This is a genomic window from Limnohabitans sp. MORI2 (assembly GCF_027925025.1).
GTDB lineage: Bacteria > Pseudomonadota > Gammaproteobacteria > Burkholderiales > Burkholderiaceae_C > Limnohabitans.
Genome location: NZ_AP027058.1, coordinates 2,398,043 through 2,411,028, shown reverse-complemented (window position 1 = coordinate 2,411,028; position 12,986 = coordinate 2,398,043). Strand labels below are relative to the sequence as shown.

Below are 12,986 nucleotides of genomic sequence, written 5' to 3'. Positions count from 1 at the left end.
ATTAATGCAAGAATGAGGGAAAACCCGTATAATGCAAACATGACTCTCGTAGAAACTATCGCCAAAACCACCCTGGAAGGGGGACGTCATATGCTACGCCTGACAGGGGCCGCTCAAGAGCAGCTGCGTAAAACGGAAGGGGCGCTGGTTCCAATTGCGCCACTGTCATCAGAGCATTTGCCGCAAATCCTATGGCATTTACAGGGTTTGTCAGAGCGAGATCGATATTTGCGCTTTGGCTACGCAGCCACTGATGCACAGATTCAGCAATATGTGAACAACTTGAATTTTGATCGCGATGAAATCTACGGCATTTTTAATACAGATTTAGAAATCATCGCCATGGCTCATCTGGCCTTGATTCGACATGAGGGACACGCGCCCAATTCAGAGTTTGGTGTTTCAGTCTCTGCACATGCGCGTGGACGTGGTTATGGCGCACGTTTATTTGAGCGTGCGGTCATACATGCGCGCAATGAAAAGGTGTACCAAATGTACATCCATGCCTTGAGTGAAAACGCGCCCATGATTCGGATCGCCCGTAATGGCGGCGCCAAAATTGAACGAGATGGGTCGGAAACAGAGGCGTATTTGAGCCTGCCAAAACGTGACCTCGATAGCCGCGTCACCGAGTTTGTCGCCGATCAGTATGCCAAAACCAACTACAGCATCAAAGAAGATGCCAAACGTTTTTGGAATTTTTTGGCTAAAGTACAAGAAATTCGACAGGGTGTACGTAACGCACGCCACCAAGCGGCAGAGTAAAGCAGGTGCGCATTGACATGGGCTATGCTAAGGGCTTGTGAGACTCTCGCAGCCCGTGCTGCCCCACTGTGATACCCCCGCAATCTCGAGACAACGAAAAGCAAGACAAGCGTACCTATTGGCAGCGCTTAATTGAGTTCATACACCCTGGCCCAGATTCACGGGAAGAGTTACTAGACGCTCTCTCAGAGGCAGAAGACAACCAAGTCATTGGGGCGGAGAGTCGCGTCATGCTTGAAGGCGTTCTTCGCATGGCTGACCTCACAGCAGGCCAAGTCATGGTGGCGGCGCCGCGTATGGACCTCATACAACTTGAGGCGCCGATGGAGGAAACACTTCACCAAGTGATTGATACAGGGCACTCACGCTTTCCAGTTTACGAGGGCACGCGAGACAATCTCGTTGGTATCTTGTTGGCAAAAGACTTGCTCAAGTTGCAACGTGCACCAGAATTAAATATCCGCACCTTGCTGCGTCCCCCCGTGTTTGTGCCAGAAAGCAAGGGTTTGAATGATTTACTGCGTGAATTTCGAAACACACGCAACCACCTAGCTATAGTAGTTGATGAGTTTGGACGAATCGCTGGACTTATCACCATTGAGGATGTGCTCGAACAAATTGTGGGTGACATTGAAGATGAGTTCGACAGTCAAGACGATGTCGGCGACATCTTTGCTTTGGCAGATCAAACTTACCGCGTCAGTGGTGATGCCTCGCTGGAGCGAGTTGGTGAAGCGTTTTCTACAGCGCTAGATGTCGGGAACATCGAAGGTGCTGACGATGCGCATTTCGACACCATAGGCGGCCTCATCGCTCATGCAATGGGGCATGTGCCCAAACGTGGTGAATATTTTGATTTAAGCCCACTACGTTTTGAGGTGCTACACACCCGTGGTGGCGCGGTGAAGTGGTTCAAGGTTTATCCTTTGCCCGTTGAGAAAACCCCAGCTTAGAGCATGCATCCAACCCAAGCCGAGAGACAAGTTGGTGCGCTGACATGGGCACTCGCATTGATGCTAGTGATGGCGGGGTGCCTACAAGCCGTGTCGCTGGCGTGGCCATTTGATGGGGAAATGCAAGGGCGAGCCCAAGGCTGGCTGCAATGCCTAAGTATGTTGGCGGTAGCTTGGCACCTCGATCGCAGTTGCAACAACAAGCAAGCATTTTTGATCACGTGGCTGTTTGCATTTGCTTGGCTCTTGGGCTGCATATGGTGGCTTTACATCTCAATGTATCGTTACGGTGGCTTGTCTGCGATATTGGCAGCGATGGCTGTGGTGTCGCTGGCTGCCGGGTTGGCATTGATCTACGGCTTGGCCGGCGTGCTCTATGTTCGGGTGTGTCAGCAAGGTGTGGGTCTCATGGCTCGAGCAAGCGCTTTTGCGTGTGTGTGGATGCTCGCAGAAATGGTGCGGGGCACGCTGTGGACTGGCTTTCCTTGGGGGGCAGTGGGATATGCCCATGTAGATGGCGTTTTAAGACACTGGGCACCTTGGTTTGGTGTCTATGGTTTGTGTGGCATCAGCGCATTCATCGCCATGGTTATCGCCTGTCGAAAAGATGTGCAAATCAGCAAATCATGGAAAGCTCAAGTGGTGACGTTCACCGTGCTGATCAGCCTTAGCTGCGCCTGGTTGGCATCGCCCACTCATGACGATCAGAGAGAAACTTTTTCAAGTCGTCCATTCAGTGTGACCTTGTTGCAGGGCAATATCGCGCAAGATTTGAAGTTCGGCGAAGGCGTGAGCCAAGCGCTCAACAGCTACCGAACCGCGTTGCTGCTAAGCACAAGTGACCTCACGGTCACACCAGAAACCGCACTTCCGCTGATCCAGCAACAAATCCCCGATCGTTATTGGCATGAGCTAGAGTCTCACTACAGCAAAGGACAGCAAGCAGCACTCATTGGGATGCCTGCAGCTATGCGCACCACACAAGGCCAACTGCAGTACAGCAATTCAGCCGTTGCACTGATGCCGCAAGCGACCCCTGCATCCACAGCCAGCTACCAATACGACAAGCACCACTTGGTGCCCTTTGGCGAATTTGTGCCACCACTCTTCCAATGGTTTGTGCGCATGATGAACATCCCGTTGGGAGACTTCACCAGAGGTGATGTGGCGCAGCCTAGTTTGGTGTTCAAAGGTGAGCGCATCGCTCCCAATATTTGCTATGAAGATTTGTTTGGCGAAGAGTTGGCTCGTAGCTTTGCCGATCCTGACAAAGCTCCCACCATCATGGTCAACCTCAGCAACATCGCGTGGTTCGGCGACACCGTAGCTATTGATCAGCATCTACACATCTCGCGCATGCGCGCCCTAGAACTAGGCCGCCCCATGCTGCGCGCCACAAACACAGGGGCCACGGCCATCATCAACGCCAAAGGCGAAGTCACGCAGCGCTTACCCAGTGCTGTCCAAGGGGCGCTCACTGCGGAGGTTCATGGCGTGCATGGACCCGTGACACCCTACGCCCGCTGGGTGTCTGTATGGGGGCTTTGGCCATTGGCAGGACTGGCCCTGTTCACCCTCTTGATCGTGGCAGCCCAATCGCATGCAGCTCGCCACGGCCAGAGGCGTTTCGGCCCGTAAAATCAGAGGTTTGCGGGCGTATTGACCTGCAGCTTAAATTGCCAGCGCATGCTGGCCACTTTGCATGCTGACTTTTCAACAAATCATTCTCAAACTCCAGTCCTACTGGGCCGAGCAAGGCTGCGCCTTGTTGCAACCCATCGACATGGAGGTCGGTGCGGGCACCTCACACACCGCTACGTTCTTGCGCGCTTTAGGCCCAGAGCCATGGAAGGCCGCCTATGTGCAACCCAGCCGCCGCCCCAAAGATGGCCGCTACGGCGAGAACCCCAACCGCTTGCAGCACTACTACCAATACCAAGTGGTGTTGAAGCCCGCGCCCAGCAACATCTTGGAGCTGTATCTGGGCTCCCTCGAAGCCCTCGGCTTTGACCTCAAGAAAAACGACATCCGCTTCGTCGAAGATGATTGGGAAAACCCAACTCTGGGCGCATGGGGCTTGGGCTGGGAAGTTTGGCTCAACGGCATGGAAGTCACGCAGTTCACGTACTTCCAACAAGTGGGCGGCATTGACTGCAAGCCCATCACCGGCGAAATCACTTATGGCTTAGAGCGTTTGGCCATGTACCTGCAAGGTGTGGACAACGTCTACAACTTGCAATGGACCGATGGCTTGACGTATGGCGACGTGTACAAGCAAAACGAAGTGGAGCAATCCACCTACAACTTCGAGCACAGCGATGCCGAGTTCTTGTTCACAGCTTTTGGGGCGCACGAAAAACAAGCACAGCACCTCATGGGCGCGCAACTCGCATTGCCCGCTTACGAGCAAGTGCTCAAAGCCGCGCACACCTTCAACTTGCTCGACGCGCGTGGTGCGATCAGCGTGACCGAGCGTGCGGCCTACATCGGCCGTATCCGTAACTTGGCACGCGCCGTGGCGCAAAGCTATTACGAGAGCCGCGAACGCTTGGGCTTCCCCATGGCTCCGCGTGAATGGGTTGAGCAAATTCCGAAGAAGGCCGCTTGAGCGTAGGACGATAAGAACATGACCACACAAAACCTACTCATCGAACTCTTCGTGGAAGAGTTGCCTCCTAAGGCTTTGCAAAAACTCGGCGACGCATTTTCAAGCGTGCTGTTTGATCAACTCAAAGCCCAGGGCTTGACTGCGGCTAACTCCGCCGTCACTGCTTACGCTTCGCCACGTCGTTTGGCTGCACACATCACAGCCGTGTCGGCACTGGCCGCTGACAAAGCCGTGCAGCAAAAACTCATGCCCGTCACCGTGGGCGTGGACGCCAGCGGCAACGCCACACCCGCCTTGCTGAAAAAACTGCAAGCCTTGGGCGCAGGCCCCGAGGCTGTGGCGCAACTCAAACGCGCTCCCGATGGCAAAGCAGAAGCCTTGTTCTACGACAGCATCGTCAAAGGCGCGAGCTTGACCGATGGTCTGCAAAAAGCATTGAGCGAAGCCATCGCCAAATTGCCGATCCCCAAAGTGATGAGCTACCAGCTCGAAACCGATTGCGAATTGCCTGGCTGGAGCAGCGTCAACTTTGTGCGCCCCGCGCACAGCTTGGTGGCTTTGCATGGCAGCACCGTGGTCCCTGTGAAGGCTTTGGGCTTGACTGCTGGCAACAGCACACAAGGCCACCGCTTTGAAGCTCGTGTGTCGCCCGTGGTCTTGGCCAACGCCGATGTGTACGCAGCGACACTCGCCAAAGACGGCGCCGTCATCGCGAGCTTCACTGAGCGCCGCGCTGAGATTGCACGTCAACTCGAAGCTGCAGCCGCCAAGGTCGGCGGTGGCGTGAAGGCGATCGAAGATGCAGCATTGCTCGATGAAGTGACTGCGCTCGTCGAACGCCCCAACGTGTTGGTGTGCGAGTTTGAAAAACAATTTCTCGACGTGCCGCAAGAGTGCCTCATCCTCACGATGAAGGCCAACCAAAAATATTTCCCATTGCTCGATGCAGCAGGCAAGCTCACCAACAAGTTCTTGGTGGTCAGCAACATCACGCCTGATGATGCATCTGCCGTGATCGGTGGCAACGAACGCGTGGTGCGTCCCCGTCTGGCTGATGCCAAATTTTTCTTTGACCAAGACCGCAAAAAGACACTCGCCTCGCGCGTGGAGGGCTTGGCCAAGGTCGTGTACCACAACAAACTTGGCACCCAAGGTGAGCGCACCGACCGCGTGCGCGCCATCGCCAAAGGGATTGCCGCTTTGTTGCCACAAGCCAAAGACGCTGCTTTCGTGAAAGCCGTTGACGCCGCTGCACAGCTGGCCAAAACCGATTTGCTGACCGACATGGTGGGTGAGTTCCCTGAGTTGCAGGGCATCATGGGTGGCTATTACGCACGTCACGATGGCTTGAGCAACGACGTGGCCGAAGCCATTGAAGACCATTACAAACCTCGCTTCGCGGGCGACGAATTGCCACGCAACACTGTAGGTGTTGTGGTGGCATTGGCCGATAAGTTAGAGACCTTGGTGGGTATGTTTGGCATTGGTAATTTGCCAACGGGTGACAAAGACCCATTCGCTTTGCGTCGTCACGCTTTGGGTGTGGTACGCATGTTGAGCGAAGCCAATTTGGATGTAGCCTTGGACGCACTGATTGCACAAGCCATTCCCGCCTTTGGCGACAAAATCACTGACCCTGCTGCGGCTTTGTCTTCGTTTATTTACGACCGACTCTCCGGCAGCCTGCGCGAGCAAGGCTATTCTGCGCAAGAAGTCGAAGCCGTGTTGGCCTTGCGCCCACAGCGCTTGAGCGATGTGGCCAAACGCCTCACCGCTGTCCGCGCTTTCGCCACTTTGCCCGAAGCTTCTGCTTTGGCTGCCGCCAACAAACGCATCGGCAACGTGCTCAAAAAAGCTGGCGAGGTCGATGCACACGTCAACACCGCCTTGTTCAAAGAAGACGCCGAGCAAGCTTTGTATGCCGTGATGCAAAAGCTGCTGCCCGAATCTGAGGCGCAGTTCAATGCGGGCGACTACACCGCTTCTTTGCAAACGTTGGCTGCTTTGCGTTCGCCTGTGGATGCGTTCTTTGACGACGTCATGGTCAACGCCGAAGAGATGGACTTGCGCTTGAACCGCCAAGGCATGCTGAAGAAACTGCACGAAGCCATGAACCGCGTGGCTGATTTGTCAGCCCTCGCGTCTTAAAGCCAAAGCCCAGTCATGCAAACCAAACTCGTCATCCTCGACCGCGACGGCACCATCAACTGCGACAGCGACGACTATGTCAAGTCGGCTGACGAGTGGATTCCGTTGCCTGGTGCACTCGAAGCGATTGCGCGTTTGAACCACGCTGGCTGGCGTGTGGTGGTGGCATCCAACCAATCTGGTTTGGGTCGTGGCTTGTTTGATGTGGCTGCGCTGAACGCCATGCATACCAAGATGCACAAGCTCTTGGCTGCTGTGGGTGGTCGCATTGACGCCGTGTTTTACTGCCCACACAGCCCAGAAGAAACATGCAACTGCCGCAAGCCCTTGCCTGGCCTGTATGAGCAAATCGGCGAGCGCTACGGCATGGACATCACAGGCGTGCACACCGTAGGCGATTCGCTGCGCGACTTGCAAGCAGGCGCTGCTGTCGGTTGCGCCACGCACTTGGTGCACACAGGCAAAGGCGAAAAGCTAAAGGGCCAACCTCTGCCAGCAGACTTCCCCCAAGGCACTCTGGCCCACGATGACCTGGGTGCATTTGCCGACTGGTTGTTATCTCAGTCAGGAGCCCACGCATGATGCCTATGCTTCGTTCAACGCTGCACATGGCGTTCATGTTCGTCACGATCATCCCGTACACCTTGGCCATTTTGGTGGCGCGTTTGCTGGGCGCCAAAGGCAATGTGCGTTATGCCATTGCACAAAAGTGGCTCACCCTCAGCATCGATGCAGCGCGCGTCATCATGGGCATTCGCTACGAGGTGCAAGGCCAAGACAACTTGCCCGTGGGTGAAACCAGCCCCGCCATTTTGTTGGTCAAGCATCAGTCCACGTACGAAACGTTTTTGATGCCGGCCATCATGCCGCACCCCTTGGCCTACGTGTTCAAAAAAGAACTGTTGTACGTGCCGTTTTTCGGGTGGTCTATCGGCAGTTTGGACATGATTCACATCGACCGCAGCCAACGCGCCAAGGCTTTTGCCAAAGTGGTGGAGCAGGGGCAGGCTTTGCTTGACAGAGGTGTGTGGGTCATCATGTTCCCCGAAGGTACGCGCATTCCACGTGGCGAGCGCGGCAGCTACAAAACAGGCGGCACACGCTTGGCCATTGCCACGGGGGCGCCGGTCATTCCTGTGGCAGTGACTTCGGCCAAATGCTGGCCACGCAGAGCCTTCATCAAAACCCCTGGCGTGGTGGATGTCTCGATTGGTAAACCCATTCCCAGTGCGGGCCGTGATGCCGACGAGCTGATGCGCGAAGTTGAAACCTGGATCGAAGCCGAAATGCACCGCCTCGACCCTGAGGCCTACACCGGCCAACACTGAGCGCACGCGCATGAGCCGCTTCTTGCAACTCGTGCTCGACATGTTCGATGGGGCGACTACCAAAGCCCTGCAGGGGCTTGGCGCAGACAAGCGACCCAACCCCCAAAAACGCCAGCCTCGACAACCCAAGCGACTCAAGCCGCAAGGCTTGATGGGCGGCTTGCACCGCGATGCCAACGCCTTACCGCAAGTGCCTGCGCTGCATGGCCCACACATGCCGTCGGAACCACTGGGGCAGGTATTGCCCAAGGCTCACTATGCCCACCCTCGCGCCACACGCCGTATCCAACTCGGCACGACCGATGTGGCGTATGCCTTTCGGCGCGGCAAGCGCCGCACTATTGGCATGGCGATTGGCCCAGACGGCCTAGAGGTGAGTGCTCCGCGTTGGGTCACATTAGGTGAAGTGGAATCTGCCCTGCGCGAAAAAGCCGATTGGATTGCGCGCAAGTTGGTCGAGATGCAAGAGCGTCAACAGCAACTCGGCGCCGCGCGCATCGTGTGGGCAGATGGTGTGGTGTTGCCGTATTTGGGCGACCAGCTGAAAGTGGTGCTTGACTCAAGCAGCACGCTTAAAAAGAACAGTGCACAGTTTGAGCCTGCACAGTCGCTGCACGGTGGCGATGTGCGCTCTGTCTGTGCGGATACCGGCACTCAAGACAGTGTGCAAGCCGCTGCGCCCTTGCTACATACCTTGCGTCTTGGCCTTCCGCTCAACGCCGAGCCCCAACAAATCCGCGATGCTGTGCAGGCATGGCTCATGCGTCAAGCCAAAGCTTTGTTTGTGGAGCGGCTCAACCACTTCGCGCCGCAGTTGGGCGTGCAATGGCACAAGGTGTCACTCAGCAGCGCTGCCACGCGATGGGGCAGCGCCAGTGCCAACGGGGCCATTCGGCTGAACTGGCGCTTGGTGCACCACAAGCGTGACGTGATCGACTACGTCGTGGCCCATGAGCTCAGCCATTTGCGTGTGATGGACCACAGCCCGCGGTTTTGGGAAACCGTGCAAAGCGTCATGCCCGACTATGCCCAGCGCCGACGTGTTCTTAAGGATGAACCCTTACCCCCGTGGTCTTGACTTGGAATTTGGAAAAAAATCGCCATAATTGACGTTTACGTAAACGTAAACAAGAAATCATGGCCACCACCTATTCCATCAGCGATCTAGCGCGTGAGTTTGACCTCACCACGCGAGCCATTCGTTTTTACGAAGACATGGGCCTGTTACAGCCCGAGCGCTCTGGCCCTGGCGGGCGCAACCGCGTGTACAGCCACCGCGACCGCACGCGCTTGAAGCTCACCTTGCGCGCCAAGCGTTTGGGCTTGTCGCTGACCGAGGCCAAAGACCTGATCGACATGTACGACAGCCCGCGCGACACCGGTCCGCAGCTGCAAAAGTTTTTGGTCGTGCTCGATGCGCACAAGCGTGAACTCGAAGCGCAAATGGCCGAGATTCAAGCCAACCTCGACGAGGTCAAAGCCCACGAAAAAGAAGCGCGCACCTTGCTAGCCAAGCAAGGTGAGAAGCCTGTCAAAACCACCAAGCCTGCGAAAGCGAGCAAGGTATGACAGCCGCTGCTGCACCCGCACACCCTCATTTACACGCCCGCATCGAAGCCAGCTTTGTGCGCCAAGGCATGATGCAGCACCTCGGTGCACGCATCGTGTCGGTGGCGCCTGGTGAAGTTGAAATCGCCTTGCCGTACTCCGAGCGCGTCACCCAACAACAAGGCGGCTACCACGGCGGCGCCATGGGCGCGTTGGCCGACATTGCTGCGGGCTACGCTGGATTGACCCTAGCGGCAGATGGCCAAGAGGTCACCACCGTCGAATACAAGATCAACTTCCTCGCCGCTTTCTCGGGCGGCGAATTGCGCGCACGCGGCCATGTGGTGCGTGCGGGCAAGCGCCTCATCATCACCACCGCCGAGGTGGTGCATTTGAATGACGACGGTGGCGAATCGCCTTGCGCTTTGATGCAGCAAACCCTCGCCACCGTCAACAAAACCTACTAAGACAACTCTCAGGAGACACACATGCACAACATGCCCGGACTCAACTTCCAACTCGGCGAAGACATCGACGCCTTGCGCGACGCCGTGCGCGAATTTGCGCAAGCCGAAATCGCACCCCGCGCTGCGCAGATCGACCACGACGACCAGTTCCCCATGGACCTGTGGCGCAAGATGGGCGACTTGGGCGTGCTCGGCATCACCGTGGGCGAAGAGTACGGCGGCGCCAACATGGGCTACCTCGCACACATGGTGGCGATGGAAGAAATTTCACGCGCCTCAGCCAGCGTGGGCCTCTCCTACGGCGCGCACAGCAATTTGTGCGTGAACCAAATCAAACGCAACGGCAACGACGCGCAACGCGCCAAGTACTTGCCCAAACTCATCAGCGGCGAACACGTGGGCGCTTTGGCCATGTCCGAACCCGGCGCAGGCTCTGACGTCATCAGCATGAAGTTGAAGGCCGAAGACAAAGGCGGCTACTACTTGCTCAACGGCAACAAGATGTGGATCACCAACGGCCCCGACGCCGACACCTTGGTGGTCTACGCCAAAACCGAACCCGAACTTGGCGCACGTGGCGTCACCGCCTTTTTGATTGAGAAGGGCATGAAGGGTTTCAGCATCGCGCAAAAGCTCGACAAGCTCGGCATGCGCGGCAGCCACACCGGCGAACTGGTGTTTCAAAACGTCGAGGTGCCAGCTGAAAATATTTTGGGCGGCCTCAACATGGGCGCCAAAGTGTTGATGAGCGGTTTGGACTACGAACGCGCCGTGCTCACCGGCGGCCCTCTGGGCATCATGCAATCGGTGATGGACAACGTCATCCCCTACATCCACGACCGCAAGCAGTTTGGCCAAAGCATTGGTGAGTTTCAACTCATCCAAGGCAAAGTGGCCGACATGTACACCGTGCTGCAAGCCGCACGCAGCTTTGCCTACACCGTGGCCAAAAATCTCGACATGCTCGGCGCCGACCATGTGCGCCAAGTGCGCAAAGACTGCGCGTCCGTCATTTTGTGGACCGCTGAAAAAGCCACATGGATGGCCGGCGAAGGCGTGCAAATTTTTGGTGGCAACGGCTACATCAACGAATACCCATTGGGCCGTTTGTGGCGCGATGCCAAGCTGTACGAAATCGGCGCAGGCACCAGCGAAATTCGCCGCATGTTGATTGGCCGCGAGCTGTTTGCCGAGACAATGTAGGGTATCCCGCCCCACGTAGCATGAGGGCCGGATAGGTTCAACACGCCTTCAACTGGCTACGAGGGGGAAATAACACATGCCACATTCACTGCAACACCTTTTTGACAACAACCGCGAGTGGGCCTTGCGCATGGAGCGCGAGCAGCCCGGCTTCTTCTCGCACCTGTCGCACCAACAAAACCCCAAGTATTTGTGGATTGGTTGCTCGGACAGTCGTGTGCCTGCCAACCAAATCACGGGCTTGGAGCCAGGCGAGGTGTTTGTGCATCGCAACATCGCCAACGTGGTGGTGCACTCTGACTTGAATGCGCTGTCTGTCATTCAATATGCGGTCGACTTCTTGAAGGTCGAGCACATCTTGGTGGTGGGCCACTACGGTTGCGGTGGTGTGCTGGCTACCTTGCGCGGTGCGCGTGTGGGCTTGGCCGACAACTGGTTGCGCCATGTGCACGACGTGAAGATTCGCCATCGTCGCCGCATCGACCACTTGCCCGTGCCCGTGCAAGAAGACGTGTTGTGCGAGATGAACGTCATCGAACAAGTGGGCAACGTCGCGCTGAGCAATGTGCTGCAAGACGCTTGGGCCCGTGGCCAAAAAGTGTCGGTGCACGGCTGGTGCTACGGCCTCAAAGACGGCATTGCCAAAGACCTGGGCGTGAGCATGAGCCACGCCGGTGAGGTGATGGATGTGTTCCGCAACGCACTCAAACGTTACCCACGCGGGGGCTAAGCCACCTGCGTGATTGATTCAACTCAAGGAGACTTTTCACATGACCACTCACGCAGACCCCGTTGTCATCGTCAGCGCTGCACGCACGCCCATGGGCAGCTTTCAGGGCGACTTTTCTAGCCTCTCGGCTCACGACTTGGGTGGCGCCGCCATCAAAGCCGCCGTCGAACGCGCAGGCATTTCGCCTGAGCTGGTGACCGAAGTTTTGTTTGGCAACTGTTTGATGGCCGGCCAAGGCCAAGCCCCTGCACGCCAAGCGGCGTTCAAAGGCGGCTTGCCTAAGAGTGCTGGCGCGGTCACGTTGTCGAAGATGTGTGGCTCGGGCATGCGTGCTGCCATGTTTGCCAACGACATGCTGTTGGCTGGCACGCACGACGTGTTGGTGGCTGGTGGCATGGAAAGCATGACCAACGCCCCCTACCTCGTGCTCAAAGGCCGTGGCGGCTACCGCTTGGGCCACGACAAAATTTACGATCACATGATGCTCGACGGCTTGGAAGACGCCTACGAACCCGGTCGCAGTATGGGCACCTTTGGTGAAGACTGCGCGGCCAAATACAACTTCACACGCGAAGCGCAAGACGCGTTTGCCACCGCCAGCGTGCAACGTGCCAAGGCTGCCATTGAGTCGGGTGCATTCCAAGCCGAAATCACACCCGTCACCGTCAAAACCCGCGCAGGCGAAACCGTGGTGTCGATTGACGAAGGCCCTGGCAAAGTCAAGCTCGACAAAATCACCTCGCTCAAACCCGCGTTCAAAAAAGACGGCACCGTCACTGCGGCCTCTAGCTCGTCCATCAACGACGGCGCAGCCGCCATGGTGTTGATGCGCGAAAGCACCGCCAAGAAATTGGGCTGCAAGCCACTGGCGCGCATCGTCAGCCACGCCACCCACGCGCAAGAGCCTGAGTGGTTTGCCACCGCCCCCGTGGGAGCCACCGAAAAAGCCTTGGCCAAAGCCGGCTGGAAAGTGGAAGACGTGGACCTGTGGGAAGTCAACGAAGCCTTTGCCGTGGTGCCCATGGCCCTCATGCACGACCTCAAAGTCCCGCACGACAAGGTGAACGTCAACGGCGGCGCCTGTGCCTTGGGTCACCCCATTGGCGCATCGGGCGCGCGCATCATGGTCACGCTCATTCACGCGCTCAAAGCACGTGGCCTCAAAAAAGGCGTGGCCACCTTGTGCATTGGCGGCGGTGAAGGCACGGCTGTCGCACTCGAACTCGTGTGAGCTGA

The 12,986-nt window shown here is 57.0% G+C and carries 13 protein-coding genes; all 13 read left to right on the top strand.

The features are described 5' to 3' along the window. Positions 1–12 precede the first annotated feature (12 nt). The 13 genes from QMG27_RS11555 to QMG27_RS11495 all read left to right on the top strand — a co-directional run bounded on the left by QMG27_RS11555 (position 13) and on the right by QMG27_RS11495 (position 12,981). Entirely contained in the window at positions 13–765 is a 753-nt protein-coding gene (locus QMG27_RS11555; RefSeq protein ID WP_281811476.1) for a GNAT family N-acetyltransferase, read from the top strand. 230 nt (positions 766–995) lie between these two features. Continuing rightward, positions 996–1,718, top strand: coding sequence for a CBS domain-containing protein (locus QMG27_RS11550; protein ID WP_281811474.1), 723 nt, complete (start codon positions 996–998; stop codon positions 1,716–1,718). Positions 1,719–1,721: 3 nt separating this feature from the next. Further along, the gene (gene lnt / locus QMG27_RS11545) at positions 1,722–3,356 is read left to right on the top strand and encodes an apolipoprotein N-acyltransferase (RefSeq protein ID WP_281811472.1); all 1,635 of its coding nucleotides are present in this window, start codon (positions 1,722–1,724) and stop codon (positions 3,354–3,356) included. Between the two features lie 64 nt (positions 3,357–3,420). Next, positions 3,421–4,326, top strand: a complete 906-nt coding sequence (glyQ, locus tag QMG27_RS11540; protein WP_281811470.1) for a glycine--tRNA ligase subunit alpha — start codon at positions 3,421–3,423, stop codon at positions 4,324–4,326. Between the two features lie 18 nt (positions 4,327–4,344). After that, complete coding sequence (glyS, locus tag QMG27_RS11535) at positions 4,345–6,474, top strand: glycine--tRNA ligase subunit beta (RefSeq protein WP_281811468.1); 2,130 nt, start codon at positions 4,345–4,347, stop codon at positions 6,472–6,474. A 15-nt stretch (positions 6,475–6,489) separates the two neighbouring features. Next, positions 6,490–7,056, top strand: coding sequence for a D-glycero-beta-D-manno-heptose 1,7-bisphosphate 7-phosphatase (gmhB, locus tag QMG27_RS11530; RefSeq protein ID WP_281811466.1), 567 nt, complete (start codon positions 6,490–6,492; stop codon positions 7,054–7,056). Continuing rightward, on the top strand, positions 7,056–7,802 hold the full coding sequence (locus tag QMG27_RS11525; protein WP_281814646.1) for a lysophospholipid acyltransferase family protein: 747 nt from the start codon (positions 7,056–7,058) through the stop codon (positions 7,800–7,802). Before gmhB ends, QMG27_RS11525 begins: the two co-directional genes overlap by 1 nt. Before the next feature lie 10 nt (positions 7,803–7,812). After that, on the top strand, positions 7,813–8,880 hold the full coding sequence (locus QMG27_RS11520; RefSeq protein ID WP_281811464.1) for a SprT family zinc-dependent metalloprotease: 1,068 nt from the start codon (positions 7,813–7,815) through the stop codon (positions 8,878–8,880). 59 nt (positions 8,881–8,939) lie between these two features. Next, complete coding sequence (locus tag QMG27_RS11515; protein WP_281811462.1) at positions 8,940–9,371, top strand: MerR family DNA-binding transcriptional regulator; 432 nt, start codon at positions 8,940–8,942, stop codon at positions 9,369–9,371. Continuing rightward, a complete protein-coding gene (locus QMG27_RS11510; protein WP_281811460.1) occupies positions 9,368–9,817 on the top strand; it encodes a PaaI family thioesterase in 450 nt (149 codons plus the stop codon). Before QMG27_RS11515 ends, QMG27_RS11510 begins: the two co-directional genes overlap by 4 nt. 21 nt (positions 9,818–9,838) lie before the next feature. Further along, entirely contained in the window at positions 9,839–11,020 is a 1,182-nt protein-coding gene (locus QMG27_RS11505) for an isovaleryl-CoA dehydrogenase (RefSeq protein ID WP_281811458.1), read from the top strand. A gap of 76 nt (positions 11,021–11,096) precedes the next feature. Beyond that, complete coding sequence (gene can / locus QMG27_RS11500) at positions 11,097–11,750, top strand: carbonate dehydratase (protein WP_281811456.1); 654 nt, start codon at positions 11,097–11,099, stop codon at positions 11,748–11,750. Positions 11,751–11,790: 40 nt separating this feature from the next. Further along, the gene (locus QMG27_RS11495; protein WP_281811454.1) at positions 11,791–12,981 is read left to right on the top strand and encodes an acetyl-CoA C-acyltransferase; all 1,191 of its coding nucleotides are present in this window, start codon (positions 11,791–11,793) and stop codon (positions 12,979–12,981) included. Positions 12,982–12,986: the final 5 nt, after the last annotated feature.

What these genes read in the sequence shown, in the direction of transcription:
- QMG27_RS11555 (WP_281811476.1), top strand. Translation starts at nt 13, where the DNA reads ATGAGGGAAAACCCGTATAATGCAAACATGACTCTCGTAGAAACTATC.
- QMG27_RS11550 (WP_281811474.1), top strand. Translation starts at nt 996, where the DNA reads ATGCTTGAAGGCGTTCTTCGCATGGCTGACCTCACAGCAGGCCAAGTC.
- lnt (WP_281811472.1), top strand. Translation starts at nt 1,722, where the DNA reads ATGCATCCAACCCAAGCCGAGAGACAAGTTGGTGCGCTGACATGGGCA.
- glyQ (WP_281811470.1), top strand. Translation starts at nt 3,421, where the DNA reads ATGCTGACTTTTCAACAAATCATTCTCAAACTCCAGTCCTACTGGGCC.
- glyS (WP_281811468.1), top strand. Translation starts at nt 4,345, where the DNA reads ATGACCACACAAAACCTACTCATCGAACTCTTCGTGGAAGAGTTGCCT.
- gmhB (WP_281811466.1), top strand. Translation starts at nt 6,490, where the DNA reads ATGCAAACCAAACTCGTCATCCTCGACCGCGACGGCACCATCAACTGC.
- QMG27_RS11525 (WP_281814646.1), top strand. Translation starts at nt 7,056, where the DNA reads ATGCCTATGCTTCGTTCAACGCTGCACATGGCGTTCATGTTCGTCACG.
- QMG27_RS11520 (WP_281811464.1), top strand. Translation starts at nt 7,813, where the DNA reads ATGAGCCGCTTCTTGCAACTCGTGCTCGACATGTTCGATGGGGCGACT.
- QMG27_RS11515 (WP_281811462.1), top strand. Translation starts at nt 8,940, where the DNA reads ATGGCCACCACCTATTCCATCAGCGATCTAGCGCGTGAGTTTGACCTC.
- QMG27_RS11510 (WP_281811460.1), top strand. Translation starts at nt 9,368, where the DNA reads ATGACAGCCGCTGCTGCACCCGCACACCCTCATTTACACGCCCGCATC.
- QMG27_RS11505 (WP_281811458.1), top strand. Translation starts at nt 9,839, where the DNA reads ATGCACAACATGCCCGGACTCAACTTCCAACTCGGCGAAGACATCGAC.
- can (WP_281811456.1), top strand. Translation starts at nt 11,097, where the DNA reads ATGCCACATTCACTGCAACACCTTTTTGACAACAACCGCGAGTGGGCC.
- QMG27_RS11495 (WP_281811454.1), top strand. Translation starts at nt 11,791, where the DNA reads ATGACCACTCACGCAGACCCCGTTGTCATCGTCAGCGCTGCACGCACG.